General features: G+C 71.0%; 21 protein-coding genes. 11 read left to right on the forward strand and 10 right to left on the reverse strand.

Translation table 11 applies throughout. From position 1 onward, the window contains the following. Positions 1-54: 54 nt before the first annotated feature. The 9 genes from CA984_RS25460 (at position 55) to CA984_RS47305 (ending at position 14,327) form a co-directional block, all read left to right on the forward strand. Positions 55-1,644 (forward strand): Na+/H+ antiporter subunit D, encoded by a 1,590-nt coding sequence (locus tag CA984_RS25460; RefSeq protein WP_086576074.1) that lies wholly within the window; start codon positions 55-57, stop codon positions 1,642-1,644. Continuing rightward, positions 1,641-2,192 carry a Na+/H+ antiporter subunit E gene (locus CA984_RS25465; protein ID WP_086576075.1) on the forward strand — a complete coding sequence of 184 codons (552 nt, stop codon included), beginning with the start codon at positions 1,641-1,643 and terminating at the stop codon, positions 2,190-2,192. The genes CA984_RS25460 and CA984_RS25465 overlap by 4 nt, the downstream gene beginning before the upstream one ends. Continuing rightward, positions 2,189-2,449: a monovalent cation/H+ antiporter complex subunit F gene (locus tag CA984_RS25470; protein ID WP_086576076.1), complete on the forward strand. Its 261-nt coding sequence runs from the start codon at positions 2,189-2,191 to the stop codon at positions 2,447-2,449. The genes CA984_RS25465 and CA984_RS25470 overlap by 4 nt, the downstream gene beginning before the upstream one ends. Beyond that, complete coding sequence (gene mnhG, locus CA984_RS25475; protein ID WP_086576077.1) at positions 2,446-2,775, forward strand: monovalent cation/H(+) antiporter subunit G; 330 nt, start codon at positions 2,446-2,448, stop codon at positions 2,773-2,775. The genes CA984_RS25470 and mnhG overlap by 4 nt, the downstream gene beginning before the upstream one ends. Before the next feature lie 26 nt (positions 2,776-2,801). Continuing rightward, on the forward strand, positions 2,802-3,701 hold the full coding sequence (locus tag CA984_RS25480) for a hypothetical protein (RefSeq protein ID WP_086576078.1): 900 nt from the start codon (positions 2,802-2,804) through the stop codon (positions 3,699-3,701). 1,023 nt (positions 3,702-4,724) lie between these two features. Next, positions 4,725-11,870 carry a LamG-like jellyroll fold domain-containing protein gene (locus CA984_RS25485; protein ID WP_108724619.1) on the forward strand — a complete coding sequence of 2,382 codons (7,146 nt, stop codon included), beginning with the start codon at positions 4,725-4,727 and terminating at the stop codon, positions 11,868-11,870. Positions 11,871-11,910: 40 nt separating this feature from the next. After that, positions 11,911-12,408 carry a hypothetical protein gene (locus tag CA984_RS25490; RefSeq protein WP_133061773.1) on the forward strand — a complete coding sequence of 166 codons (498 nt, stop codon included), beginning with the start codon at positions 11,911-11,913 and terminating at the stop codon, positions 12,406-12,408. A 401-nt stretch (positions 12,409-12,809) separates the two neighbouring features. Continuing rightward, a complete protein-coding gene (locus CA984_RS25495) occupies positions 12,810-13,508 on the forward strand; it encodes a DsbA family oxidoreductase (protein ID WP_086576081.1) in 699 nt (232 codons plus the stop codon). A gap of 186 nt (positions 13,509-13,694) precedes the next feature. After that, on the forward strand, positions 13,695-14,327 hold the full coding sequence (locus CA984_RS47305; RefSeq protein WP_207621028.1) for a helix-turn-helix transcriptional regulator: 633 nt from the start codon (positions 13,695-13,697) through the stop codon (positions 14,325-14,327). Here CA984_RS47305 and CA984_RS25505 read toward each other — a convergent pair. From CA984_RS25505 to CA984_RS25515, 3 genes are all read right to left on the reverse strand, one after another. Next, positions 14,306-15,211, reverse strand: a complete 906-nt coding sequence (locus tag CA984_RS25505; RefSeq protein WP_086576083.1) for an alpha/beta hydrolase family protein — start codon at positions 15,209-15,211, stop codon at positions 14,306-14,308. The genes CA984_RS47305 and CA984_RS25505 overlap by 22 nt on opposite strands. A 116-nt stretch (positions 15,212-15,327) precedes the next feature. Then, positions 15,328-16,740 (reverse strand): dihydroorotase, encoded by a 1,413-nt coding sequence (locus CA984_RS25510; RefSeq protein WP_086576084.1) that lies wholly within the window; start codon positions 16,738-16,740, stop codon positions 15,328-15,330. A 107-nt stretch (positions 16,741-16,847) separates the two neighbouring features. Next, positions 16,848-17,756 carry an IclR family transcriptional regulator gene (locus CA984_RS25515; protein ID WP_086576085.1) on the reverse strand — a complete coding sequence of 303 codons (909 nt, stop codon included), beginning with the start codon at positions 17,754-17,756 and terminating at the stop codon, positions 16,848-16,850. Positions 17,757-18,103: 347 nt separating this feature from the next. On the opposite strand from CA984_RS25515, the gene CA984_RS25520 reads away from it, so the two are divergent. Together CA984_RS25520 and CA984_RS25525 are read left to right on the forward strand one after the other, a co-directional pair. After that, a complete protein-coding gene (locus tag CA984_RS25520) occupies positions 18,104-18,901 on the forward strand; it encodes a cyclase family protein (protein WP_086576086.1) in 798 nt (265 codons plus the stop codon). After that, complete coding sequence (locus tag CA984_RS25525) at positions 18,898-20,448, forward strand: MmgE/PrpD family protein (protein WP_242676157.1); 1,551 nt, start codon at positions 18,898-18,900, stop codon at positions 20,446-20,448. The genes CA984_RS25520 and CA984_RS25525 overlap by 4 nt, the downstream gene beginning before the upstream one ends. A gap of 57 nt (positions 20,449-20,505) precedes the next feature. On the opposite strand, the gene CA984_RS25530 is transcribed toward CA984_RS25525, so the two are convergent. The 7 genes from CA984_RS25530 to CA984_RS25560 are packed head-to-tail and all read right to left on the reverse strand — an operon-like array spanning position 20,506 to position 26,465. Continuing rightward, positions 20,506-20,895: a Zn-ribbon domain-containing OB-fold protein gene (locus CA984_RS25530; RefSeq protein WP_086576087.1), complete on the reverse strand. Its 390-nt coding sequence runs from the start codon at positions 20,893-20,895 to the stop codon at positions 20,506-20,508. Next, on the reverse strand, positions 20,892-22,028 hold the full coding sequence (locus CA984_RS25535) for an acetyl-CoA acetyltransferase (RefSeq protein WP_242676158.1): 1,137 nt from the start codon (positions 22,026-22,028) through the stop codon (positions 20,892-20,894). The genes CA984_RS25530 and CA984_RS25535 overlap by 4 nt, the downstream gene beginning before the upstream one ends. Positions 22,029-22,033: 5 nt before the next feature. After that, positions 22,034-22,426 carry a MaoC/PaaZ C-terminal domain-containing protein gene (locus CA984_RS25540; RefSeq protein ID WP_086576089.1) on the reverse strand — a complete coding sequence of 131 codons (393 nt, stop codon included), beginning with the start codon at positions 22,424-22,426 and terminating at the stop codon, positions 22,034-22,036. After that, entirely contained in the window at positions 22,423-22,899 is a 477-nt protein-coding gene (locus CA984_RS25545; RefSeq protein ID WP_086576090.1) for a MaoC family dehydratase, read from the reverse strand. The genes CA984_RS25540 and CA984_RS25545 overlap by 4 nt, the downstream gene beginning before the upstream one ends. Beyond that, positions 22,896-23,933, reverse strand: coding sequence for a RidA family protein (locus CA984_RS25550; RefSeq protein ID WP_086576091.1), 1,038 nt, complete (start codon positions 23,931-23,933; stop codon positions 22,896-22,898). The genes CA984_RS25545 and CA984_RS25550 overlap by 4 nt, the downstream gene beginning before the upstream one ends. After that, a complete protein-coding gene (locus CA984_RS25555) occupies positions 23,899-25,254 on the reverse strand; it encodes an MmgE/PrpD family protein (RefSeq protein WP_086576092.1) in 1,356 nt (451 codons plus the stop codon). The genes CA984_RS25550 and CA984_RS25555 overlap by 35 nt, the downstream gene beginning before the upstream one ends. Further along, positions 25,251-26,465, reverse strand: a complete 1,215-nt coding sequence (locus tag CA984_RS25560) for a CaiB/BaiF CoA transferase family protein (RefSeq protein WP_086576093.1) — start codon at positions 26,463-26,465, stop codon at positions 25,251-25,253. Before CA984_RS25560 ends, CA984_RS25555 begins: the two co-directional genes overlap by 4 nt. Between the last annotated feature and the right edge of the window lie 86 nt (positions 26,466-26,551).

Here is a 26,551-nt window from a genome sequence, read left to right on the forward strand (position 1 = left end):
GTTCCCTGCCGTGCCGGGGGCGCGTGCCGTACCGGGTGCGGGCGGGGAGGGCCGGTGGAGGCGCTGATCCCGGTGCCGGTGGTGCTGCCGCTGCTGGCCGCCGGGCTCAAGCTGGCCATCGGCGGGCGGCTGCGCAGGCTCCAGTCGCTCATCAGCGTGGTCACCCTCACGATCGTGCTGGTGGTCTCATCCGTCCTGCTGGTGGTGGCCGACACCGGCGGGCCGCTGGTGACCTACGCCGGAGGGTGGGACGCGCCGATCGGGATCGCCCTGGTCGCCGACCGGCTCTCCACGCTGATGCTGGTGGTCTCCTCGGCGGTGACGCTGTGCGTGATGGTCTACTCCATCTCGCAGGCCTACGCCGACCAGGAGCGCACCGCCCCTCTGTCGATCTTCCACCCGGCCTACCTCATCATGGTCGCCGGGGTGTCGGACGCCTTCCTCGCCGGCGACCTGTTCAACCTCTTCGTCGCGTTCGAGATGCTGCTCAGCGGGTCCTACGTGCTGCTCACCTTCGGCGGGACCGAGTCCCGCATCCGGGCGGGCGCCACCTACGTGGTGATAGGGCTGGCGTCGTCGATGCTGTTCCTGGTCGGGATCGCGGTGGCCTACGGCGCGACCGGCACCGTGTCGACCGCCCAGCTCGCCGAGCGGTTCTCCGTGCTGCCCGAGCACGTCAAGCTGCTGGTGGAGCTGTTGCTGCTGCTGGTCTTCGTGGTCAAGGCCGCGATCTTCCCGATGTCGGCGTGGCTGCCCGACTCCTATCCGACCGCGCCCGCTCCGGCGACAGCGCTCTTCGCCGGGCTGCTCACCAAGGTCGGCATCTACTCGATCATCCGGCTGGAGGCGCTGCTGTTCCCCGGCGGCCCGGTGAGCGGCCTGCTGATGTGGGTGGCCCTGCTGACCATGCTGGTCGGGGTGCTCGGCGCGGTGGCCCAGACCGACATCAAGCGGATGCTCTCCTTCACCCTGGTCAGCCATATCGGCTACATGGTGTTCGGGGTCGCGCTCTCCTCCGTCCTGGGCATGGCGGGCGCGGTGTTCTACGTCGTCCACCACATCACCGTGCAGACCAGCCTCTTCCTGGTGACCGGGCTGATCGAGCGCCGTACCGGCACGACCTCGCTGGACCGGCTGGGAGGCCTGATGCGGCTGGCGCCCCTGATCGCGGTGCTCTTCTTCGTCCCCGCGATGAACCTGGCGGGCATCCCGCCGATGTCCGGCTTCCTCGGCAAGCTGGCGCTGATCCAGGCGGGGGTGGCCGACGGCAGCCCCATGGCGATCACCCTGGTGGCGGGGAGCCTGGTGACGAGCCTGCTCACCCTGTACGCCATGGCCACCACGTGGAACACGGCGTTCTGGCGGACACCGCCCCCGGGCATGATCAAGAAGGTGGGGACCGTGCTGGAGGGGGAGGAGACCCCCGTCATCAGGGCGACCGGCACCGAGGGGATCACCGGCCGCGCGATCGTCACCAGCTCGACCATCCCGCTCCCGATGCTCGGCTCAGCGATGGCCCTGGTGGCGCTGGCCCTGTCGTTCACCGTGCTGGCCGGCCCGCTGTCCGCCCTCACGGAACGGACCGCCGGCGAGCTGATGGCCCGCGAGCCGTACATCTCCGCGGTGCTCGGGGGCGGGCGGTGAGCGGGCGGAGCGGCCCGAGCCGCGTCCCCCGGCTGCTGGGCAGGCCCGTCCCGCTGTCGCAGGTGGCCTGGCTCACGGTGGTCTGGTTGCTGCTCTGGGGCGACCTCAGCGTGGGAAACGTGCTCGGCGGCCTGCTGGGCGGGCTGGTCGTGGTCTGGCTGCTGCCCCTGCCGGTGGTGGAGACCGGCCTCCGCGTCCATCCGTTCGCGGCGCTCGTCTTCCTGGTCCGCTTCGCGTGGGACCTGGTGGTCTCCAGCTTCCGCGTCGCGTTCTGGGCGCTGCGCCTGGGCTCGCTGCCGCCGGTCCACGTCGTCGAGGTACGGCTGCGCTCGTCGTCGGAGGTCATGGCCGTACTGGTCACGGTGGCGCTGTCGGCGCTGCCGGGCAGCCTGGTCCTTGAGGTGCACGGCGGGGAGCGGGAGCTGGTGCTGCACGTGCTCGGCATCACGGGCGACGTCCAGGAGATCGTCCAGGATGACGTGACCCGGCTGGAGAGCCGCATCGTGGCGGCCTTCGGCACCCGCGCCGACCAGGAGGAACTGCGGTGACAACGGTGTATCTGGTGGCGCTGGCGCTGCTCGGCTGCGCGGCGGCGCTGACGCTCCACCGGCTGGTGCGCGGCCCCTCCATGCTGGACCGGGCGGTCGCGCTGGACGTGCTCACCGCCGTGATCATGTGCGGGATCGGGGCGGGGGCCGCGGTGCTCGACGAATACTCCGCGCTGCCGGTACTGCTGGTGCTGGCCATGGTCGGGTTCGTCGGATCGGTCTCGCTGGCGAGGTTCTTCTCGGGCAGGGCGCGTTGACCGCGCTGGAGGTGGCCGCCGCGGCGTGCCTGCTGCTGGGCGCCGCGCTCGCGTTCGCGGCGGGGGTGGGGATGTACCGGTTCCCCGACACCCTGTCGCGCATGCACCCGGCGACCAAGCCGCAGGTCCTCGGCCTGCACCTGATCCTGCTGGCCATGTGGTTGCGCGCCCCCACCTGGACGATGGCCGGGACGTTGCTGCTGGTCGGCCTCTTCCAGGTGATCACGGCGACGGTGGCCGCCTACATGGTGGGACGGGCGGCCTACCGGGCGCGGACGCCGGACGACGACGGCACGGCCATCCCGCCCCGCGACCCTCGCGCGTGACGATCGTCCGGCGTAACGTGGCCCGTATGCGCGAGGAACGTGCGGAGGACGCCCGAACCGAGGCCAGACGACTGATCCGTGACCTGCTGGGGGAGGAGCGACCCGACGCGGGTGTCCTGCTCCGCGAGGCGGGGGCCGCGTTCGGCGCCGACCGCGTCGCACGCTGCGCCGAACTCGCCCGAGGCGCCCCGCTGACCCGCAGGTCCACCGAGCTCGCGGCACTGGCCGGACTGCTGGTCGGCACCCGGGACCTGGGCGAGGAGTGGTGGCGGCGGGAGCGCGGCGGCAAGCTTCCCGCCCCGGACGAGGTGCTCCGCAGCGCGACCGCCGTCGACCCGTGGACCGACCTGACCGTGCTGGAGATGCTCGCTGCCTGGATCGCCGACGACGTCGCGGACGAGGCCTGGGGCCGGCCGGTCGGGGTGACCGACCTGAACTCCTGGCAGGCGGAGGACCGGGTCGAACTCCCCGAGGACGCCGTTCCCGGCCGGCGGATCGTGGTCTCCTTCGACGCGGGGGGCCGGCTCGACGCGGTGGTGATCCGCCGCCCGGACGGCGATCTCGGCTCCAACCTGGACTTCGACTCGCTGCGCTACTCCCGCCCGGCCGAGGCCCAGTGGAGCTGGGGCGTGGCGGCCGGTCTCGGCCCGCACCGGCTGGACGAGCACCCCGACCCCTACGCGCAGCCGGTGGACGCCGAGGCCGCCGGGATCCTGCGCGGCTGGGCCCTGCGCCACGGCGCCTCCACCGGGCAGGCCGGTGAGCCGTGGCGGGTCAGGGGCGACGTCATCGCCGCGATCGAGCGCGTCGACTGGATGTGGCGCAGCGGCGAGTGGTTCGCCTGGTGGCGCGCCGTCGCCGCCCTGGCCGACGGCGCCCCCGACAGCCTCGCCGCCCGCCTGAAGGAGATCGCCGCCGCCCCCTGACGCCGGTCCCGGGACCTGTATCGTCTGTCGCCGCTCCGGCGCGGACCATGGCCCTGTGCCGGGTCCTGTGCCGGATCTGTGGTGATCGTTCCAGCCGGTCTCATGGCCGCAGGGCACGGATCGCCGCACCCGGTGAACACGTGTGGTCGTCCCCCTCGCCGCCCGGCCGCCCTGCTCCCAGCGGTGCCGACACCGTCCCCATCCGGCTGCGGAATTCTCGCTGTCCTGATCCGGCCATGAACTTCTCGCAGCCCCGCTGCTGGCAGAACGACGCCTTCGGCGGCCTCGGGCCGATCGGCCCGCAGGGAACGAGAGGCTTTCGGGCCCTCCTTGCTGCCGGCCCGATTCACCGCCGACGCCACCTCGCTCTACCGTGCGTGACCTGGGCCTGAGAGCCGCACTGTCAGACATCCAATTACGGAGAGTCGTATGACCGGTCACCGTGCGCTTCTCTGCGTCGATTTCCTGTCCCTGTTATTCGGTCACCTGAAGTCGCCCGTCGCGCACTGATTCGGCAAGTCATTTTCTCAAACCTGGCGTATGTGTATTTATTTGTTCCTTATGTATATCTTGCGGGATCGGATGATCTATGTGTAATTTCTGATCGTTTGCTTATCTGCTGCACTCCGAACCGTCGAACCGGCGTCCTCGCTGGGTTTTTGGCGCGCTGGGGTAACGCGAGGCACCCGTTCTCGCGCTGACTTGTTCGGAGGGTGACGGCGTATGCGCCGGAATCTGTCATGGTCGCGTCCGGCAGGCCGGAAGGCCTGGATGACGGTGGCACTTACTACGGCGCTGACGCCTGGCCTGTTGTTGTTCCAGGCGATCCCGGTGACTGCTGCGGTGCAGGCAGTTACCTCGATTCAAGGCAGTCCTGATTCGCCGAAGCAATTGACCGGCTCGGCAGAGGGTTTGCCGTCGCTGGTGGACACGGAGGCCACTCAGCCCGGTGATGCCGCCGCCCAAGACAAGAAGGAAAACCCTGGGCCCTCAGCGGATAAACTGAGGCGCTCCAAAGGTGGGTTGCCGCTCGACGTCAGGGACTTCCAGCCGGTCAAGGAGAAGTTCACGCAGTCGTCGCCGGGCAAGCCGGAGTCGAGTGTGCTCCTGCCGGAAGCACGTAACCGCCTGTCTTTGATGGGCATGTGGATTTCCGACTACTACCCCGCTGATCAGACCCAGGTGGACACCCTCACCCCGGAGCTGAACGCCTACGGCTACAACGGCGGAAACGGTGGACCTTACTACGAGTACCAGTACCAGGTCTGCGAATGGAAAGCCACCGGGACCGCCGGCCCCTGCACTCTGTCCGCATGGCGTCACTGGATCGAGTCGGAGTGGATCGTGCCCGCAGGTGTACTGCAGTGGGGCAAGACCTACGTCTGGGAGGTGACGATCCGCGACACCACCACCCAGGAGACCGGCACCCGTGAGAACCTGACCTTCACCACCGCGATCCGCCAGCCCGTGGTGAGTTCCCACCTCGCCGAGCGCGGCGTCAACGGTCAGGAGTTCCACCAGTTGGCGGGCAACTACACCACCACCGTCACCGACGCGTCGGTCGCCACGGCGGGCCCGCCGCTGGCGGTGACGCGCTCCTACAACAGCCTGGACGGGCGCATCGACGGGATGTTCGGGCCCGGCTGGTCGACCCGCTACGACATGAAGATCCAGCCCGAGGGCGGCACCCTGCAAACCCTGCTGCTGACCTACCCCGACGGCCGTAAGCTCCGCTTCGTCGAAAAACGCGGCAGCACGCTCTTCCAGTCGCCGCCCGGCGTGCACGTCACGCTGGCGGCGGTCACGGGCGGCGGCTGGCGGCTGATGGACAAATCATCGATCTCCTACACCTTCGACGCCCAGGGCCGGCTGAGCAAGCTGACCGACAATCACGGCCGCGCCCAGAACCTGACCTACGGGACCGACGGCAAGCTGACGACGGTCACCGCGGCCGGCGGCCGCTCCCTGACCTTCACCTGGACGGGGGCGCATGTCACGGCCGTGGCCACCGACCCGGTCGACGGACAGCCCCTCACCTGGACCTACGTTTACGACGGACAACGCCTCAGCCAGGCCTGCTCCCCGACGGCGGCCCCCAACTGCACCACCTACGACTACGCGAGCGGCTCCCGCTACCGGGCGAGCGTGCTGGATGACCGCCCCAAAGGCTACTGGCGGATGGGGGAGGTCCGCTCCGAAAGCGGCGAGGGCGGCACTTACACCTACTTCCCCGACGAGACCGGCCTGACCGGCCACACCTACCTGCCCTCCGGACTCCAGACCGGCAAGCCCGGCGCGCTGAGCGGCACCTCCAACGCCGCGGCCAACTTCCAAGGCAGCGGCACCTCCTCCGGGATCCCCCACTGGGGCCTGTTTCCCGAACTCGGAAAGAGTGTGTCGATCGAGACGTGGTTGAAGACCACCGCCTCGGGCCTCATCTTCTCCTCCGGCGACGTGCCTGGCCTGTACGTCGGCGTCGACGGCAAGCTACGCGGTCAGCTGCAGGGGTCAGGTGAAGGGACGAGCTACACTCCCGTCACCTCCGCCCAGGCGGTCAACGACGGGCAGTGGCATCACGCGGTGATCACCGCCACCGGCAACGTCACCACCCTGTACGTCGACGGCACCGCCGCGGGCACGGTCAACCTGGGTGTGGAGACGTACATGTGGGAGTCCGACACCGTCATCGGCAGCGGTAAGGCCGACTCGAACCTGCCCGGCTCCCCCGCGGGCAGGCCCGACCCGGTCGAGTTCGGGTTCAAGGGGCTCCTCGACGAATTCGCCGTCTACGACCGCGCCCTGTCCGCTGCTCAGGTCCGCGCGCACTACGACGCCCGGGTCGAGGCGCCCTTCAAACTGAGCAAGATCACGTTGCCGTCCGGGCGGGTGTGGATGTCCACCACCTACAACCCGGCCAACGACCGAGTCACCACCCACACCGACCAGCACGGCGGCACCTGGAAGCTGGGTGATCCGGTCCACGCCGCCACCGGCGGCCTGACGACGGTCAACGTGACCGATCCGAACAACAACACGCTGAAGTACGTCCACGACGCCTGGCGTGGTGACCGCCTGGTCAACCAGACCGACCAGCTCGGCAAGATCACCAGCTACGACTACGACACCGGCGGCTTCCTGGCCAAGGTCACCGACCCGAACAACAACGTCGTCGAGCAGGTCAACGACGCCCGCGGCAACACCACTTCGGTCAAGACCTGCCGGACGGCGGGAAGCTGCCAGACCACCCGCCAGTCGTACTACCGCAACACCGCCGACGAGTTCGACCCGCGCAACGACCGAGTGACCGTCTCCCGGGACGCACGCTCGGCCAGCGCCACCGACAACACCTACGCGACAACGCGGGAGTACACCGCGCATGGTGACGTGGCGAAGGTGACCAGCCCGGTTACCCCGGACTTCCCCAGCGGCCGGTCGGTGACCTTCACCTACACCGACGGCACCGAACCCGCCGTCGGCGGCGGGAACACTCCCGCGGGCCTGGTCAAATCGCAGAAGAACGCCAAGGGCGACGAGACCACCTACCGCTACAGCGCGGCCGGTGACCCGGCCGAACAGACCAGCCCATCCGGACTGAAGGTCACGTTCACCTACGACGCACTGGGCCGGCCCGCCTCCCGCACCGAGGTCTCCACGGCCAACCCCGACGGGGTGACATCCACGTTCACCTACGACGGACTCGGCCGAATGCTCACACAGACCGGTGCCGGGGTGAAGAACGAGGTCACCGACGTCACCCACACCGCCAAGATCACCTACACCTACGACGCGGACGGCAACAGGCTCACCGAGACCCTCGCCGACCTGACCGGCGGCGACCCGGCGCGCACCACCACCTCCACCTATGACACCTTCGGCCGGGTGGAGACGGTGACCGATCCCGAGGGCGGCGTAGCCCGCACGAGCTGGGACGTCACCGGCGCCCGGGCCTCGACGACCGACCCGATGGGTACGGTGCTCACCTACGCCTACACCAAGCGTGGCGAGCCGTTCACCACGACGCTGAAGAACTGGACGGGCAGCCCGGTCAGCCCGCAGGCGGCCAAGGACGTGGTGCTGGAGTCGCGCTCCTACGACCCGGCGGGCCGGTTGGCCGCCCAGGTCGACGCGATGGGCCGAAAGACCTCCTACGCCTACTTCACCGACAACCGCCTGTCGCAGACGACCGCCGACGACGTGCGACTGAACGGCTCGACCACTCCGGCCGACGTGGTGATGGAGGCCAACACCTACGACGCGGCCGGCAATCTCACCAAGCAGGTCATCGGCGGGGGGAAGGCCACTACCGACTACGTCTACGACGCCGCCGGCCGCCTGACCTCCACCACGTTCGACCCGGCCACACTCAAGCGCAAGACCGCCTACGCCTACGACGCGGCCGGGAACGTCACCAAGAAGGACTTCACCGGCGCGGGCAGCACCCGCATCGAATCCACCCTGTATGCCTACAACACCCTCGGCCAGGTGACCCGGCAGACGGTGGAGAACGGCGCCGACGACCTGATCTCCACCAGCACCTACGACGACCGCGGCCTGCTGACCGCGACCACCGACCCCCGCGGCAACGCCTCCGGCGCGACCGCAGCCGACTTCACCACCACGATGCGCTACGACGCGGCGGGCCGGCTCGTGGAGACCAAGGCCCCGCAGGTGAAGATCGACAAGAACGGGTCCGCCACCGACGGGCGGCCCGCGGTGAAGTACGGCTACGACACCGCCGGGCTGGCCACCCACACGGTGGACGCCGAAGGACGGACCGTCACCTCGGCCTTCGACAAGGCCGGCCGCCTGACCTCGGCCACCTCCTCCGCCTACACCCCGCCGGGCGGAAGCGCCCTCACCCCCAAGGTCAGCTTCGGCTACGACCCGGCGGGCCGTCAGATCAAGGTCACCGACCAGCGCAACTTCGTCACCTCGACCGAATACGACGCTTTGGGGCGTCCGGTCCGGGTGACCGACCCCGGCCCCTCAGGGCCAGGCGGGCAGTGGGTGGCCGAATACGACCTGCTGGGTGAGCAGCTCGCGATGATCGACCCCACCGGCGCGCGAGCCGAGGCCACCTACGACGACCTCGGCCGGAAGATCACCGCCACGCAGATCGAGCGCAAGCCCACCACCGCCGCCCACACCACCACGATGACCTACGACAGCGCCGGCAACCTCATCACGAGCGTCGCGCCAGGCACCAAGACCACCAGCTACACGGTCAACGTCGCCGGACAGATCACCAGCGTGACCGACCCGAACAACAAAAAATCCACCATCGACTACGACTTCCTGGGCCGCGAGGCCAAGGTGACCGACCCGCTGAAGAACGCCACCCAGGCCGAATACGACCTGGCCGGACGCAAGATCGGCGCCAAGGACCTCGATGCCACCGGCGCCGTCGTCCGTAGTCTCGGCTTCGGCTACGACCTGGCCGGCAACCCGACCAGCACCACCTCCGCCGAGGGGCACGTCACCCGGCAGACCTTCGACGCTCTGGGCCGGATGACCTCGCTCATCGAACCGGTCGCCGCCGACAAGTCGATCACCACGACGTTCGGCTACGACGCCACCGGCGCCCGTACCCGCCTCACCGACGGCCGCGGCAACGCCACCTGGACCGGCTACAACACCCTCGGCCTGGCCGAATCGGTCATCGAGCCGTCGACCACGGCTCACCCCGCGGCGGCCGACCGCACCTGGACCACCGTCTACGACGCGGCCGGCAACGCCGTCGCCACGCTCCAACCGGGCGGGGTGCGCATCGACCGCACCTTCGACCCCATGGGCCAGATGACCAAGCAGACCGGCACCGGCGCCTCGGTCGCCACCCCCGAGCGCAACGTCAGCTACGACGACGCGGGCCGGGTGACCGCGATCGGCGACTACACCCTGGACTACAACGACCGCAGCCTGCTGACCAAGGTGTCCAAGGCCACCAACCAGATCGCCGCCTACGCCTACGACGCCCTCGGCAACCCCACCCAGCGCGTCGACACCGCCGGCACCGCCACCTACACCTACGACAACGCCGGCAACCTCAAGACCGCGACCGACCCGGTCACCGGACGCACCTGGACCTACGGCTACGACGACGCCAGCCGGCTCATCAGCCAGACCTCGGCCAACCCGGCGGGCAGCCAGGGCTACACCTACGACGCCGTCGACCGGCTCGCCTCCCACACGCTGAAGAACAGCGGCGGCACCGAGCTGTCGAAGATCGTCTACGGCTGGGACAAGGACGACAACCTCACCTCCAAGACCACCACCGGTACGGCAGGCGCGGGCGCCAACACCTACGGCTACGACCGCTCAGGACGCCTGACCTCCTGGACCGCGCCCGGCGGCACCATCACCCCCTATGAGTGGGACGACTCCGGCAACCGCACCAAGGCCGGCAGCAAGACCTTCGTCTACGACGAACGCAACCGGCTGACCTCCGGCGACGGCGTCGACTACACCTACACCCCCCGCGGCACCCTGGCCACCGAGGTCAAGGACGGCGTCACCCGCAACCTCACCTTCGACGCCTTCGACCGGATGGTGTCCGACGGAGACGCCAGCTACGGCTACGACGCACTCGGCCGGATGACGTCGCGCACCAAGGGCGCCGACCAGCAGCGCTTCGTCTACTCCGGCCTGACCAACGACATCACCGCCGTCACCGACGCCGTCGGCGCCGTCCAGGCCAAGTACGGTCGCGACCTGTCCGGCGGCCTGCTCAGCCTCCAAGAAGGCGGCGGCCCCGCCCTCGGCGCGATGACCGACCTCCACGGCGACGTGGTCGGCACCTTCTCCGGCACCGCCCTGGTCGACTCGACCGCCTACGATCCCTTCGGCGAGGTCACCCACCGCTCCGGCACCCAGCGCGCGCTCGGCTACCAGGGCGAGTACACCGACCCGGACACCGGCAAGGTCAACATGCACTCCCGCTGGTACCAGCCCGGCACCGGCACCTTCACCTCCCGCGACACCGCCACCCTCAACCCCAGCCCCTCGGTGCAGGCCAACCGCTACACCTACGCCAACGCCGGCCCGCTCAGCAATGCTGACCCGACTGGGCACAGCGCATTGTGCACCACCTCCTGCACCATCCAGACCTCCGGGTCGTCCGGTGCGGGTGTGAGCTGGAACCCGGATGCGGACTGGAACTGGGAACCGCGTAACAGAGATGCGGGCTGGGACTGGACTCCGCCGGAGGTCATCCCGGGACAGCCGTACTACGCGTGGTCCTCACAGCCGTGCGGGTGCGTGTTCACCGGAAGCGACTCCATAGAAAACGCATGGTATGAGAAGAACTACGGGGAATGGGCGTGGGCGCCGCAGTTCTCGGATGACGAGGCCCGGAGAATCAACGTCCTTCTTAACGGACGGAATATTCCGAAGCGCATGAAGGATTTCTGGAATCGCAGTGCGGCCGAACGAGACATGTTGATGAAGGCTTACGATGCGCTTGGTGGCGATGAAGACGCTCTCGCCAAACTATGGTCAGCCATCACTAAAATCACTTCTTCAAAAAACAGCAAGGAGAAGAAGAGCCTAGATAAATTTTTGGCCCACTTGGCGGCAGGGGGAGGTGCTGCCGATCCGATCAGCGACCCCGAACTCCGTAGATGTCACACGAAGCTGCAAACTAAAGAATGTAGGGACTTGATCGCTAAGACATGGAAGCAGTACAAGATAAAAACCTGCCTCCTTCTGACCGGTAGCCCATTCTGTGGCGGAGCTACTCTCCAGGCAGCGGTCACTGAATTCTTCGGTGTGCCTAGACCGCTATTCGAGTTTCTTGTCTCCCTGCCGGAGAAAATGACTACGTATCAGCTTAAAAAAGCGATGGTGCTGTGGGCAGAGTCTCATCATGGAAAATGTAACTTCGATACCCCTACGGGGCTGGTGGTCTGCTCAGGGCTGGAGTCCAACTACTATCCTCGCGGTGGCATCACGATAGGCGACGTCTTCCTCACCGGTAAGGAGCCGCAACAGATATCGCGCGATGTCCTTATCCACGAACACGAGCACAAGAAGCAGTGGAATAAGTACTTCAGCAAAACTGGTCTATGGTTTGCGTTTATCGTATATTATATCGACCAGCCGCTCAATGCCTGCGACAACCAATACGAGCAAGAGGCGAGTGCCCCGCAGGGAAGTAGAAAGTACGACTGCTGAGCGGATGTGCTGGATGATGCTCTCTGAGAGCGGAGGTTCCGTGTTGCTTGCCGGCAGAAGAGGGTGTCGTATCGCGGCCCTCGGGGTCATGGTCGTCAGTCTTTCCGCTTGCGGGGTGATGGCGATGGGGGCTCCGGAGTCGCGGCCCATCGGCATCGGCCTCGCGCGCGACGGGAGGTTGCAGTATTTCGCGCCGCTGTGTCCTGGTGAGCGTGTTGCGTCGGCCCAGGTGACCGACTACGAAACAGCCAACGCCTTATGGCAGGCGACCAGGCCCAGCAAGAGCATCAGGCAAGGCGGCAGGATCACGGTTGGAGAGTCAAGTGAGTTCGAGCGGCCCGAAGTCTCGACCTCGTCTCCGCTCCCTGAGCTGCTGAGTGTCGGGCTGACTTTCGCCGACGGGCAGAACATAGGCGCTCGAGTGGATCTTCGAGAGGTCCCGCAGGATATCGCCGGAACCGATCTTGTTCTAGGTTACGGGGGAAAGAAGACTCCTGAAAAGGATTTTCGAGCTCGTGTCCAAAGCGAGTTCTGCTGATCTGGATCCACTCCGATGGGGGCTTCCGGCAACCAGGGATCAGGGAGCTCGTTCCAACCTGACGGTGCCGATCGCAGGCCGACGTATCCGGCCGGAAGAAGTAAGGCCCCTGGCGGATGGGTTGCTGATCGAAAGCAATCCCCCGCCAGGGGCTTCGCGTGCTGTTCTGTCGGGCTGCGCTGCCTTTCGTGCCGGATCTTGACTGCCTCGGCGGGCGTCATCCGCGGACACCGCGCAGCGATCGGTCCGCCTCGGCGCGGACCCGATCCTGGCGGGCGGTGACCTCCTCGGCCGTCTTCGGCAGCGTGGGCACGCTGCCCGCCCAGCCGTCCGGACCCTAGCCTGATCCGGCGTCTTCTCCATACGGAATCAGGGGGCTCCCAGGCCGGTTGCAAGGTGGTGTGAAGGTTGAAATCTACTCAGACGTCGTCTGTCCCTGGTGCTACATCGGCCACACCCGTTTCGCCCGCGCCGTCGAGCGATACCGGGCCAAGGGGGGCGAGGTGGAGGTGGAGTTGCGGCCGTTCCAGCTCGCGCCGGATGCCGAGTCCAACGGTGAGCTGACTCTCACCTGGGCAGCGGCGAAGTTCGGCGGGGCCGAGCGGGCCGCGCAGATGTTCGGGCACGTGGCCGGTGTCGCCGCGGAGGACGGGCTGGCGCTGGACTTCGATCACTCGATCCAGGCCAACACCTTCGACGCACACCGCCTCATCCGGCTCGCCGGCGAGCAGGGCAAGGGCGAGGAGGTCCTCTACGCCCTCTTCCGCGCCCACTTCACCGACGGTCTCGACGTCGGCTCCCGCGAGGTCCTCGCCAAGCTGGCCGCCGAGCTGGGGGTCCGGGCGGACCTCGGAGGCGAGGACGGCGCGGCGGCGGTCAGGGAGGAGCTGGCCCAGGCCCGTGCCCTCGGTGTCAACTCCGTGCCGCTGTTCCTGTTCGAGGGGCAGTTCGCCGTCTCCGGCGCGCAGCCCGAGGACACCCTGCTCGCCGCCCTGGAGGAGGTCGCCGAACGGACCGGCCAGACCCTGGCGGTGAAAGCTGTGAAGGCCGCCGGCGTTGATGGGGACGCCTGCGACGACGAGGGGTACTGCGCCGTCTGACGGTGCCGGACCAGGCGGGGCGGCGGGCGCCACCAGCCGCCGCCCTGTCCGCCCCGGCCGATCCGTGCCCGTAGGCCCGTAGGCCCGTAGGCCCGTAGGCCCGTGAGCCCATGAGCCATGAGCCATGAGCCGTGAGCCCGCGTGACATGGATGGACCGCTCGGAAGCGATCATCTATCGTGCGGTAATGAAGGGCCGGTATCAGGTGTACTTCGAACGCGCCCGGATCCCGATCGCGGCGGTGGACGGGCTCGGACGGGTCAGGGAGAGCAACCCCGCCTTCCGCTCCGCGGTGGCCCGCACGGCTGAGGAGCTGGACGGCGTCCTGGCGGAGGAGTTGCTCGCGCCCGGCGAGATCGACGCGCAGCGGCCCTACTGGCGGATGCTGGCCCTCGGACGGCTGGACGTCTACCGGGCCCGGATGCGGCTCGTCCGCGGGGACGGCGCCGTGATCCGCGTCCGGGTCAGCGCCTCCGTCGAGCACCGCGCGGACGGCCTGCCGTGGCGGGCGGTGGCCGTGCTGGACGAGATCTCCTCCGCCGCGCCCGTGCTGAGCCCGCTCCAGGGCGAGGTGTTACGGCTGGTCGCCGGGGGCGCGTCCAACGCGCAGATCGCCCGGCGGCTGTACCTGACCCGTCAGGCGGTGGACTACCACCTGGTACGGCTGCGCGCCAAGCTCGGCGCCGAAAGCCGGTCGGCGCTGGCCGGGCGGGCGTTCGTGCTGGGCCTGTTCGTGCCCGGCGTGTGGCCGCCGGTCCTGCACCCGCCCCTGGCCGGGGCGGATGCGCCGGAGTGCGGTTACTGGACGCCGAGGAACTGAACGGCCGGGTCGGTCTGGGCGGAGGCGCCCCAGACCGCGTCGTGCTGGGCGGTGTCGTCGTGGAGGTAGTACAGCAGCCAGGCGGTGGTCACCCGGCGGGTGATCGCCTGCTGGGCGGCACGGCTGATCGAGCCGCTGTCGCAACCGATGCCGCCGGAGTCGGTGAAGCCGCAGTGGAAGCCGCCGATGATCGTGCGCAGTTGCTTGGGGGCGAGCTTGGCGTTGTAGATGGGGATCTGGTTGCCCGACGGGCCCGCGACGCTGTCGTTCGTACCGGCGACCAGCTGCATGGGGACGGTCGTGGTCGACGCGGCGGTCTTGGCCGAGGGGTTGGTCTCGGCGGCGGCCAGGTTCGTCACCGTCCGCACCGCTGAGTTGCGCGCGGCGGCCAGCACGCCGGCGCCGCCGCCCATCGAGTGACCCGACAGTCCCAGCCGGTCGGTGCGCACGTGGGCGTTGAACCGCGACCCGGCGGTGGTGTTCTGCGCCACCATCCAGGTCAGCGCGGCGTTCAGGTCGTCGGCGAAGGCGCTGTGGTTGGGGAACAGGCCGCCATGCGAGGTCGGCATGATCGTGATGGTGCCCCAGGAGGCCCAGTGGCCGCCGAGGGAGGCGTACTTGCTGATGCTCTGAAAGAACCCGTGGCCGAAGGCCACCGCCGGGAACCGCCCGGAGGCGACGGCCGTGCCGCTTCCCGCCGAGGTCGCCGGGTAGTAGACCCGGGCGCTGAACGAGCGGCCGGAGGCGGAGACGCTGACATCGGCGTAGCCGACGGCGTACGACCCCGGCGCGGACAGGTCGACGGAGGCCCCGGCGGGGGCGGCCGTGAGGAACAGGAACGGGATCAGGAGGATCGCGCAGACCCTGATCGACCAGGAGCGCATGATGCTTCACCAGCTTTCACGCGGGACACTGTTACCCGGATTTTGGAAACGACGGTTCCCCTATGGCAACAGTGGAGGGACGCGGACTAGGCAAATGCCAAACGCCGGGGACGTGGTCAGGCGCGGTGGAGGTAGGAGCCCGACGGCCGGCCGACCGTCTCGCCGTCGCGGAAGGCGATCCGGCCGCCGACCACCGTGGTCGTCGGCCAGCCGGTCACCTCCACCCCCTCGAAGGGGCAGTGGTCCTGGCCGGAGAGCAGCAGATCGGTGGTCACGGTCCTGGTGGCCGACGGGTCGACCACGGTGAGGTCGGCGTCGAAGCCGACGGCCAGGCTGCCCTTGCGCCCCCACAGGTTGTAGGCCCTGGCCGGGTTGGCCGAGGCGACCTCGGCGATCCTCGACAGGGGCAGCCCCCGGCGCAGGTGCCCCTCGGAGAACAGCACGGGGTAGAGCAGCGCCGTACCGCCGAAGCCGGGGTGGGCCGGCCACAGGTCGTCGCCCTTGTGCTCCTCCATGCAGCAGGCGTGGTCGGAGGCCACCCAGTCGATCCGGCCGTCGCGCACGCCCTCCCACAGCGCCTCGTTGTGGTCGCGGGTGCGGATCGGCGGGTTGACCTTCCCGCCCAGCCCGCCTCGGGCGTCGAGGTCGTCGTGGTCCAGGCAGAGGTGGTGCAGCGTGGTCTCTCTCCTGCCCGGCACGCGGCTCGCCGCTTCGAGGGCCTCGGCGCTGGACAGGTGCAGGAAGTTGACGTCCGCGCCGGTGTGCGCGGCGATCGCGGCGGCCTCGGCGATGGCGACCTGCTCGGTGAGCGGCGGGCGGCCCTCGCTGTAGGCGCGCAGGTTCTGTACGGCTGCGCTCCTGCGGACCCGGTCGATGAACACGCGCATCAGCTCGGACTGCTCGCAGTGGAGCGACAGCGACAGCCGCCGGTCCGGACGGGAGCGCTGGACCTCGGCGAGCTTCTCCATGATGAGGAACAGGTGGCCGAGGTCGTACTCGTCGCCCATGGTGAAGGCCTGGGCGTCGCGGCTGTTGGCGGCCAGGTCGAAGCCCTTGTAGAACATGTAGTACTTGTAGGAGGTGATCCCGTGCTCGGCGACGAGCCACGGGATCTCCTCGATCTGCTCGACCGTCATCGGGGCCAGGTGGAAGCCGTAGTCGGTCCAGGCTCGGCCGCCGACCGCCGCCAGCACCTCGGGGAAGATCGTCCGGTAGGGACCGGTCCGGTCGAGGTAGTGCCGGCCGGTGCGGAAGTACGACAGCACGGTGGTGGCCCCGCCCACGAGCGAGGAGCGGGTCTCCTCGAAGGCGTCGAGCGCCATGTCGCGATAGATCCCGAGGTGGAAGTGGGCGTCCACCGCGCCGGGCAGCACGATCTTGCCGGTGGCGTCGATCACCTCCTCCGCCCCGTCGAGATCCTCGCCCATCGCGGCGATCCTGCCGCCGGAGACGGCGAGGTCGGCGCGGATCTCCCCGTGGTAGGGGAGGACCAGGGTGCCGTTCTTTACAAGCAGGTCGTATCGCGTCATGGTGCGGCCGGTGGGGGCCGGCCGTCACCCCCTTCCTCGTGAGGTGTGACCCATCAGGGCCGAGAGCTTCGTTGTGGGGTGTGCCATCAGGGGTGGGGTGTGACCCATCAGGGCCGAGAGCTTCCTTGTGGGGTGTGGCCCATCAGGGGTGGGGTGTGACCCATCAGGGTCGAGAGACGATCGGTCGCTTCGAGCAGGGCTTCGGCGCACTCCCGCGCCTCACCCCTGAAACGCTCCAGTGGGCCGCACACGCTGATGACGCCTGCGGGCCGGCCGTGGTGGTCGAGGACGGGGGCGGCGACCGAGGCCGAGCCCGGCTGGCGCTCGGCGCTCGACTGCGCGTAGCCGCGACGGCGGATCGCCGCGAGATCCTCGCGCAGGACGTCCTCCCGGACCGGCGTGCGCTCGGTCAGCGGAGTCAGCGGGACCGTCCTGAAGTAGGCGTCGATCTCCTCGTCGGCCAGGAAGGCCAGGAACGCCTTGGAGGAGGCACCCGCGTGCAGCGGATAGGGGACGCCGAGGGTGACCGACATGATCACCTCGCGGTCCGGCGTCACCTGGTCGACGTAGACCCGCGAGGAGCCGGTGCGGACGGACAGCGTGGCGGTCTCGGACAGGGTCCGGGACAGGCGCGTCAGCTCGGGGGCGGCGAGGCGGCGGAGGTCCAGCCGGTCGAGGTAGGCCAGGCCGAGCCGCATCGTGGTCAGGCCGAGGGAGTAGCGCCGGGTCTCCTCGTCCAGCTCGACCAGGCCGCGCAGCCGCAGCGAGGCCAAAATGCGGTGGACGGTCGCCTTGGACAGGCCGAGTCTCTCGGCGATCTCGGTGACGCCCAGGGTGAGCGCCCCGGGATCGGCGAACAGCACGAGCACGTCGGCGGCGCGCTCGACGGTCGCGGCGGTCTGGCTGGCGCCTTCGGAGCCGCGGCGGCGAGACGGCTCGGGAGTGCCGATGCCGCGGCGCGGCTGCTCGGAGGTGTCGACGCCGTGGCGAGACGGTTCGGAGATGTCGGTCGGCATGTGGCGTTCCTCCTTGTCGGCGCCCTTTCCCGCCTGCGCGCAGGCCCGCGGGCACGGACGGGTCGGTGGCGGTCCCGGTGTCGGGGAGATCCCACCACGATTCCCCGGAAACCCGCTCCGTCCGACCCGAGACATCGTCCGGGCTCACGCAGTACAGTTTGGAACAGCTTTCCTATAATTGGAACACCCTCCGGAGGCCGCGTGACCGGTGCCCAGGCCGTCCCGGACGCCGCCACCCCGCCCGGCCGCCCCGTTCGACACGCGGAACCGGCGGCGGCGAGGCTCCCGGGAACGGCCCGGCCGCCGGCCGGAGACCTCGACGAGCCGTGCGCGAAAGGTGCCGTCTGATGCGCGAACCCTGGGAGGCCGTGGCCGGCGCCCGCGTGTACGACCTGGCCCAGCCGATGAGCACCGGCATGCCCCAGTCGCCCAACCACCCGCCGTTCCGGATGCTGCTGGAGCGCCGGCACGGCGACATGGTCCGAGCCGACGGCGGCTCGGCGGCCAACGAGATCATCGTCACCGGCGGGCACGTCGGCACACATGTCGACGCGCTCGCGCACGTCTCCCACGCCGGGCTGCTGCACGGCGGCAGGCAGGCGGAGGCCCTGCAGAGCCATCGGGGCTTCTCCGAGCTGGGCATCGACGCCTTCGTCCCCTACGTGGGCCGGGGCGTCCTGCTCGACGTGGCGGCCGTGCACGGCGTCGCGACGCTGCCCGCCGGATACGAGGTCACGCCGGAGGACCTGGACCGGGCCGCCGCCGGGCTGGACATCGGGCCGGGGGAGGCCGTCCTGGTCGGCACCGGCTGGTCGCGTCGCTGGCCGGAGCCCGAGGTCTTCACCGGCCAGTCCCACGGCGCCCCCGGTCCCGGCGCGGCGGCCGGGCGGTGGTTGGCCGCCCGGAACCCTCGGCTGGTGGGCGCGGAGACCATCGCCTTCGAGCACGTCGCCCCGGGACGCGGCCACGCCGCGCTCCCCGTGCACCGGCTGCTCCTCGTGGAGGAAGGGATCAACATCGTCGAGACCATGCGCCTGGACGAGCTGCTCGACTCCGGCGTCCGCGAGTTCCTGCTCGTCGTCAACCCCCTGCCCGTGGTCGGCGCGACCGGTTCCCCCGTCAGGCCGCTGGCGGTGGCCCGGTGACGACGTTCGCGGACCGTCTGGCCCGGTTCGCCGCCGACTGCCGGGACGGCGGCCTGCCCGGCGAGGTGGCCCGCGACGCCGTCGGCCGGGTGCGTGACGTGCTGGGCAACTGCCTGGCCGCGCACGCGGAGGAGGCCGCAGGAGGACCGGGCGGCCCTGTGGCGGCGGTGCGCCATGTGGCGGCGGTGCGCCATGTGGCCAAGCACGCGGAGGAGGCCGCAGGAGGGCCGGGCGGCCCGGTGGCGGCGGTGGGCCATGTGGCCAAGCACGCGGAGGAGACGGGAGAAGGGCCGGGCGGCCCGGTGGCGGCGGTGCGCCGCGTGGTCGCCGCCTGGGGCGGCGCGGCGGACGCGGCGGCGATCGGCCTGCCGTACGGCCTGCCCGCCCCCTCGGCCGCGCTGGTGAACGGGACGCTCGCCCACGCCCTCGACTTCGACGACACCCACCTGCCGTCCGTCCTGCATCCCAGCGCCTCGGTCGTGCCCGCCGCGCTGGCCGCCGCCGAGGACGCGGGCGCGGGCGGCGCGGCCCTGCTCGCCGCCGTGGCGGCGGGCGACGAGGTCTGTGTACGGCTCGGCATGGCCTCCTACCTGCCGGAGCTGCGCAACTCCCTGTTCTTCGAGAAGGGTCTGCACGCCACCTCCATCTGCGGCACGATCGGCGCCGCCGTGGCCGCCGGGCTGCTCTACGGGCTCGACGAGGAAGGGATCGCCTCGGCGATCGGCGTCGCCGCCAGCATGGGCGCCGGGCTGCTGGAGGCCAACCGGACCGGCGGGACGGTGAAGCGGGTCCACTGCGGGTGGGCGGCGCACGCGGGCGTGACGGCGGCGACGCTCGCCCGCGAGGGGCTGACCGGCCCGCCCACCGTGCTGGAGGGCCGTTTCGGGTTCTTCGCCGCCTACCTCGACGGCCGCCACGACGCGGACGCCCTGCTGGCCGGGCTCGGCGAGCGCTGGGAGGTCACCCGGACGGCCTACAAGCCCTATCCGGCTAACCACTTCACCCACCCGGCCATCGACTGCGCGCTGGCCCTGCGCGCGCGGGGACTCGACCCCGACGACATCGAGGAGATCGAGCTGGGGGCGCCCGCCCCCGCGCTGCGCACCATCGCCGAACCGCACGAGGAGAAGATCAGCCCGCGCTCGCCGTACCACGCGAAGTTCTCCGGCCCCTACACGGTCGCGACGGCCCTCCTGAGCGGCGGCGGCCTCGGGGTCTACCTCGACGACTTCGCCGAGCTCCACCCGCGACGGCTGGCCCTGGCCGCGCGGGTCAGGTGCGTCGCCGACGACCGCGCCTCCGAGCTGTTCCCCATGAGCTTCGGCGCCGTCCTGCGGGTGCGCGTCAGGGGCGGAGCCACGCTCACCCACCGGGTGGACTCCTCCAAAGGCGGGCCGGACAACCCGCTGTCGCCCGGCGAGCTGGCGTTGAAGTTCCGGCTCAACGCCGCCCGGGCCCTGCCGGCGCGGGCGGTGGCCGCCCTCGACCGCCGCATCGCCGCCCTGGCCACGGCGCCCTCGTGCGCCGGGCTGGCCCGCCTCGGATGAGCCGGGCCGCGCGACCGGTCGCCCGAGAGGCGCCCTTCACCGGCCCTGAGCCCGTGGTCAGTCCTCGTGTGCAGAGTCCTCCTGGTCGGTCCGCGCCAGCCGGAACACCGGCAGGTGCCGGCCGTCGGGCAGGGGCCGCCAGGCCACGCGCACGGGCAGGTCGCAGGCCCAGTCGGTGTCGCCGACCAGGTGGGTGAGCAGGATGGGCCCCTCGGCGAGCCGGACCCTGGCGACGGTGTAGGGCGGCTCGAAGCCGGGCGCGGGAGCGCGGTGGACGACGGTGAAGGAGTCCACCACGCCGAGACCCGATACGGGGGCGTACTCCAGCTCGGTGCCGCCGCAGGCCGTGCAGAGCCGGCGCGGGTAGTGCTGGCGGTGGCCGCAGGCGAGGCAGCGCTGGACGACCAGCCGCCGTCGCCTGGTCGCCTCCCAGAAATCCTCGCTCACCGGTCCACCCCCAGCAGGACGGTGGCGTGCGCGGACAGGATGCCGCCGGTGCCGTGCGCCAGCGCGACCTCGGCGCCGGGGACCTGCCGGTCGCCGCACTCCCCGCGCAGCTGCCTGACCGCCTCGACCAGGAGCAGCAGGCCGTACTGCCCCGGGTGGTTGTAGGAGAGCCCGCCGCCGCTGGTGTTGACGGGGAACGCGCCACCTGGTCCGGTCCGGCCGCCGGCGACGAAGTCGCCCGCCTCGCCCGCGCCGCAGAAGCCGAGCCCCTCCAGGGTGAGCAGCACCGTGATCGTGAAGGAGTCGTAGATCTGGGCGACGTCCACGTCGCCGGGGACGAGTCCCGCGCGGGCGAAGGCCGCCGCTCCGGAGTGGACGGCGCCGGTGACGGTGAGGTCGTCGACGGCGGTCATGGAGGTGTTGGTGACGCACTCGCCATACCCGAGCACGCGCACCGGCGCGCGCCGCAGGTCGCGGGCGCGCTCCAGCGAGGTCAGCACGACGGCGCCGCCCCCGTCGGTGACCAGGCAGGCGTCGGCCGTGGTGAGAGGGGAGGAGACCATGGGGGCCGACAGCACGTCCCGGACGGTCAGCGGCGCGGTTCCGTACCGGTAGGCCCTGGGGTTGAGCAGCGCCCAGTCCCGCGCGGCGACCGCCACCTCGGCCAGCGCCTCGCGCCTCACGCCGAAGGCGTGCATGTACCGCCGCGCGGCCATCGCGTAGTACGAGAAGGGGTAGAGCGGGCCGTAGGGCGCCTCGAACCGCGCCTCGGGCGTGTGCTCCTCGACGACCCCGGCCAGCGACCGCGACCTGGCCGAGCGCTGGTTAGACCCGTAGGAGATCACCACGGTACGGCACTGCCCGGCCTCGATGGCCTGGGCGGCGCGCGCGACGTACATCTCGAAGGCGCAGCCCCCCGCGAACGTGGACTCGGTCCAGACGGGCCGGAGCCCCAGGTAGTCGGCGACCTGGGTGGCGGAGAAGCGGGACACGCCGCAGGTGGCGAGCCCGTCCACGTCGGACAGGACGAGTCCGGCGTCGGCCAGCGCCCTGGTGACGGCCTGCGCCTGCAGGGTCAGGACGGACTCGCCGGTGATCCCGAGATCGGACTCGGCGGCTCCGACGATCGCCACGCCGCTCACGGCAGCACCGCCTGGGCCGTTCCGCCGGCCGCCACCCGGCCCGCGACGAGCACCTTCTGCTCGACCGTGACCAGCGACCCCTCAACGCCGGTGACGACGCCGGTGACGACGCCGGTCACCCGGACGCTCTCCCCGGCGAACACCATGGACAGGAGGCGGAACCGCAGCCGCCGCAGGCGGGCGTCCGGCCCGAGCCAGTCCTGCACCTGCTCGGCGAGGAGCGCGCCGAACAGCTGCCCGTCCACCACGGGGCGGTCGAGCCCCCTGGCCCGGAGATAGGCGTCGTCGTGATGCAGCCGGTGCCAGTCCCAGGTGGCCCCCGCGTAGGCGATCATATCGGCCGCCCCGATCGTGCGCTCCAGCGCCGGGACCTCGTCTCCGGCCTTCACGGGATCTCCACGTAGATCAGCGTCTCCTCGTTGACCGCCAGCAGCTCGCCCCGCTGGTTGGTGTAGGTGGCCCGGGACGTCACGAACAGCTTCCCCGCCTTCTCCTCGGCGCTCTCGATCCGCCAGGTCGCGGTGATCACATCGTCGGGGTGGACCGGCTGGTGGAAGGTGTAGTCGTTGCCTCCGCGCACCAGCCGGGCGCCCGGCACGTCGATGTGCCAGGAGTGCCCCGCGTAGCCGTCGGCGTCCATGGGCAGCCCGGCGTACTGGTTGGTCTCGCAGATCAGCGTGGGCGGGGCGACGACGTCCCGGTAGCCGTGCGCCCTGGCGTGGCCGGCGTCGGTGTAGAGCGGGTTGTCGTCGCCGACCGCCAGCGCGAAGTAGCGCAGCGCCGCCCGCCCCAGCGGCTCGGGCGCCGTGTAGGCGACCTCCCTGCCGACCAGTGCCCGGATCTCCTCGGCCGGCAGGTTCATGCGCGCACCGCCACCGGGACGACCTCGATCAGGAACTCCGGGCGCAGCAGTGCCGAGCAGACCACCGCGCTGACCGGCGCCCGGCCGAAGTACCGCGTCCGGAGGGCGGCCAGGTCCGGGTGGGCGGCGGCCCCCGCGGGGGTCACGTACTCGACCAGCCGCGCGACGTCCTCGCCGCGGAGCCCGGCCTCGCCGAGCACCGCCGCGATCCCCGCGTAGACGAACTCGGCCTGGGCGGCCAGGTCACCGTCGAAGACCGCTTCCTGGGTGGCCGGGTCCAGCGCCCCGAAGCCCGACATGAACAGCGTGTCCCCGGCTGCGACACCGGGCCTGTAGGTCAGCGTCTCGTACCGGCTCCACCCCGGGTTGACCGTACGCGGCGGGGCGGTCGAGCCGAGCGCGTCCAGGGCGGCCATCGCGCCTGCCAGCACGGGCCGGTCCACCAGGATTCCCGCCGCGCCGGGGAAGACGGGCAGGCCGTCGGCGCCGGTGCCGCCGAGCAGTTCCCTGCGGGGGCGGCCGCAGCGGGGGTATTCGGCCCGGGTCGCGGTCGCGGTGTAGTCGACGGTCCGCACCAGCGCGCCGGGTCCCAGCCCGGCGGCCCCGAGCAGCTCCGCGGCCCGATCCAGGCAGTAGCGGTACTGGGCCCGGAAGTCGCCCGCGTGGACCAGGCCCTCGGCGTCGCAGGGCTGGATCCCCGGCAGGTACACCACCTCGCCGGCGACGCGCAGGCTTCCCCGGTGGAAACCGGCGTCGGGGTGCGCGACGACCAGGTCGCCGCCGCCGGGGAAGGCGGTCAGCTCCACCGCGTAGGGGCCGGGCCCGAGGAGCCCCGCGACCGCGACGGTCGCCACCGGCACGGCGTGCCCGCCGAGGAACCCCTCCCGGGCCGCGCTCACGCTCGCGTAGTCGTCCAGCGCCCCGGCGGTGACGTACTCGACGACGTGGACGAGGTCGCTCACGGCGAGCCCCGTCGTTTCCAGCAGGGCCGCCGCACCCTCATATCCGGGTACGGCGGGCAGGTGAACGGTCATGGGGTCCTCTCAGCGCGGCCATCAGGGATGTCAGGTCGGGCAGGCGCTCCAGCTCGTCGACCGTCGCGGCGATCGCCTCGTCCCCCAGGTTGGCGGCGGCCTTGGCGCGCACCAGCTCGTCCAGGGCCGGATCGTCCGGCCCGCCGCCGCTGCGCTCGACCGCCGCCTCCACCCGGGAGCCGTCGGCCAGCAGAGCGCTCACCCGGCCCGGCTGGCAGGCGGCGACTCCGCCGAAATCGACCAGTTCGTGGCGGACCCGGGCGGCCAGCGCGACCACCTCGGGCCGATCCAGGTCGTCGAAGGTCGCCACCGTCAGCGCGCCGTCGACGAGCAGCGCCGCCAGGCACCAGGGCAGGGAGAATTTGGCCGCGTACGCCGAGGCGGGCCGTTCCCTGCCCGGCCCGCACACGAACTGCGCCGCGTCCGGATGGATCTCGACGACGATCTCGTCGACGTCGCGCCCGCCGAGCCTCGGGCGCAGCCTGCCGGCCGCGTCCAGGGCGGCGTGGCTGAGCTGGCACACCGGGTAGGGCTTGATCGTGATCCGGGTCAGCTCCCACCGTTCCCCCAGCCCGGCCAGGACGGCCGCGCCGCCGACCCGCCGGCCGGCCAGCACGCCGTACAGCCCGTAGCGCCCCTCGAACACGCTCGCCGGCCCGGTCGCTCCCGCGGCGGCCAGCCGCGCCGCCAGCACTCCGCCCTGGGCGGCGAGACCGGGGTGCAGCTGCTTGGTGGACGCGCCCGTGTCGACGGACTCCAGCAGCCCGCCCGCCTGGCTGCCCGCGATGCCCAGGGCGTTCACCGTCTGCTCGGGCGGGAGCCGGTAGAGCCGCGCGGCCGCCAGCGCCGCGGCGAACACCCCGCAGACGGAGGTGGCGTGCAGGCCGCGCGCGTGGAAGCCGTGCGGTACGGCGGCGCCGAGCCTGCAGATCGTCTCCAGCCCGGCGGCCAGCGCGACCGCGACCTCCGCGCCGCTCGCGCCGACCTCCTCTCCCACGGCCAGTACGGCGGGCAGCACGGGCGCGGTCGCGTGCACCAGGCCCCCGGCGTGGGTGTCGTCGAAGTCGAGCGCGTGGACGAGCGTTCCGTTCGCCAGCGCGGCGGCCGGCGCACCCACCCTCCCGGCGCCGATGATCGTGGCCTCGGGCGGCCCGCCGAGTGCCGACGCGACGTCGACGGCCGGCCGCGCGGCTCCGGACCGGGCCGCGGCCACCGCGGCGCCCAGCCCGTCGAGCAGGTGCCGCCGCACCGCCGACGCCACGTCGCCGGGGATCCCCCGCAGGTCCAGCGCCCAGCGGGCCAGCTCGGCCGCGACGGTCATCGCGCCGGCTCCTGCGGCCCGAAGGCGCCGTCCCGCCGCAGGGCGGTGATCCGGGGGGTGTCGTAGGAGAGCACCTCGCGCAGCACGTAGCCGGCGTCCTCGTCACGGCGCGGAGCCCGGCGGTAGGAAGGGCGTTCCCCGCCGACCCGCACCGGGGACGCCAGGTTGCGGAGCGTGCCGTAACGGGGGTGTTCGGTCTCCACGACGAGGTCGCGCGCGGCCGTGTGCGGCTCGGCGAGCGCCTGCTCGACCGTGTTGACCGGCCCGCAGGGCACTCCGGCGGGGGCGAGGAGGGCCAGCCAGCGCGCGGCCGTACGGGATCGGAAGATCTCCTCCAGCAGGGGCAGCAGCTCCCCGGCGCGTTCGGCGCGCCGGGCGAACGTGCCGTAGGGGGAGTCCGGCCCCGCCCACTCGGGACGGCCGACGGCCTCGGCGAGCCGCCGCCAGAACTTCTCCTTGGCGCAGCCGACCACGATCCAGCCGTCGGCGGTCTCGAACACCTGGAAGGGGACCAGCGAGGGGTGCGCCGAGTGCCGGGTGCGCGCCGGGGCGTAGCCCGCGTTGAGGTGCCAGACCCCGGGGTAGGTGAGCAGCGAGACGGCCGTGTCGTACAGCGACACGTCGCAGTCCGTCCCCACGCCGTCGCGCCGGGCGGCGTGCAGCCCCGCCATGAGGGCCAGCGCCGCGACGAACCCGCCGGAGTAGTCGACCATCGACAGGCCCGACTTGGTCGGCGGCCCCTCGGGCTCGCCGGTGACGTCCATCCATCCGGCCAGGCCCTGCAGGATGTAGTCGTAGCCGGGTTCGGCCGCTCGCGGCCCGGTCATGCCGAAGCCGGTGAGCGAGCAGCACACGATACGCGGGTTGAGGTGCTTGAGCGCCCCGTAGGTGATGCCCATCCTCTGCGGCACGTCACCGCGGAGGTTGGAGTAGACGGCGTCGGCGCCGCACACCAGGTCCTCGAACACCTCACGGCCGCCGGGGGTGGCGAGGTCCAGCGACAGCGACCGCTTGTTGCGGTTGAAGGCCTCGAAGAAGAGCGAGTCCCCGCCGTCGGCGTAGGGCGGCACGTAGCGGCCGACGTCGCCGCCCGAACGCGGTTCCTCGATCTTGATGACCTCGGCGCCGAGGTCGGCCAGGTGCAGCGAGCCGAAGGGACCCGCGCCGTACTGTTCGAGACTGATGATCCGAATGTCTTCCAGGGGCCTCAAGTCAGGTCTCCGATGAGCTCGATGATGCGGTCCTGGGCTGCGGCGTCCGCCGCCTCAACGAGGACTGGCACGGCGTGCGCTGGGAC

This window comes from Streptosporangium minutum (genome assembly GCF_002149035.1).
Classification (GTDB): Bacteria; Actinomycetota; Actinomycetes; order Streptosporangiales; family Streptosporangiaceae; genus Streptosporangium; species Streptosporangium minutum.

Bases quoted from the DNA above. Each gene is read 5' to 3' on its own strand.
- CA984_RS25480 (WP_086576078.1), top strand. From the start codon at position 2,802: ATGCGCGAGGAACGTGCGGAGGACGCCCGAACCGAGGCCAGACGACTG.
- CA984_RS25555 (WP_086576092.1), bottom strand. From the start codon at position 25,254: ATGACCGTCGCGGCCGAGCTGGCCCGCTGGGCGCTGGACCTGCGGGGG.
- CA984_RS25545 (WP_086576090.1), bottom strand. From the start codon at position 22,899: ATGAACCTGCCGGCCGAGGAGATCCGGGCACTGGTCGGCAGGGAGGTC.
- CA984_RS25515 (WP_086576085.1), bottom strand. From the start codon at position 17,756: ATGCCGACCGACATCTCCGAACCGTCTCGCCACGGCGTCGACACCTCC.
- CA984_RS25520 (WP_086576086.1), top strand. From the start codon at position 18,104: ATGCGCGAACCCTGGGAGGCCGTGGCCGGCGCCCGCGTGTACGACCTG.
- CA984_RS25550 (WP_086576091.1), bottom strand. From the start codon at position 23,933: ATGACCGTTCACCTGCCCGCCGTACCCGGATATGAGGGTGCGGCGGCC.
- CA984_RS25510 (WP_086576084.1), bottom strand. From the start codon at position 16,740: ATGACGCGATACGACCTGCTTGTAAAGAACGGCACCCTGGTCCTCCCC.
- CA984_RS47305 (WP_207621028.1), top strand. From the start codon at position 13,695: ATGAAGGGCCGGTATCAGGTGTACTTCGAACGCGCCCGGATCCCGATC.
- CA984_RS25505 (WP_086576083.1), bottom strand. From the start codon at position 15,211: ATGCGCTCCTGGTCGATCAGGGTCTGCGCGATCCTCCTGATCCCGTTC.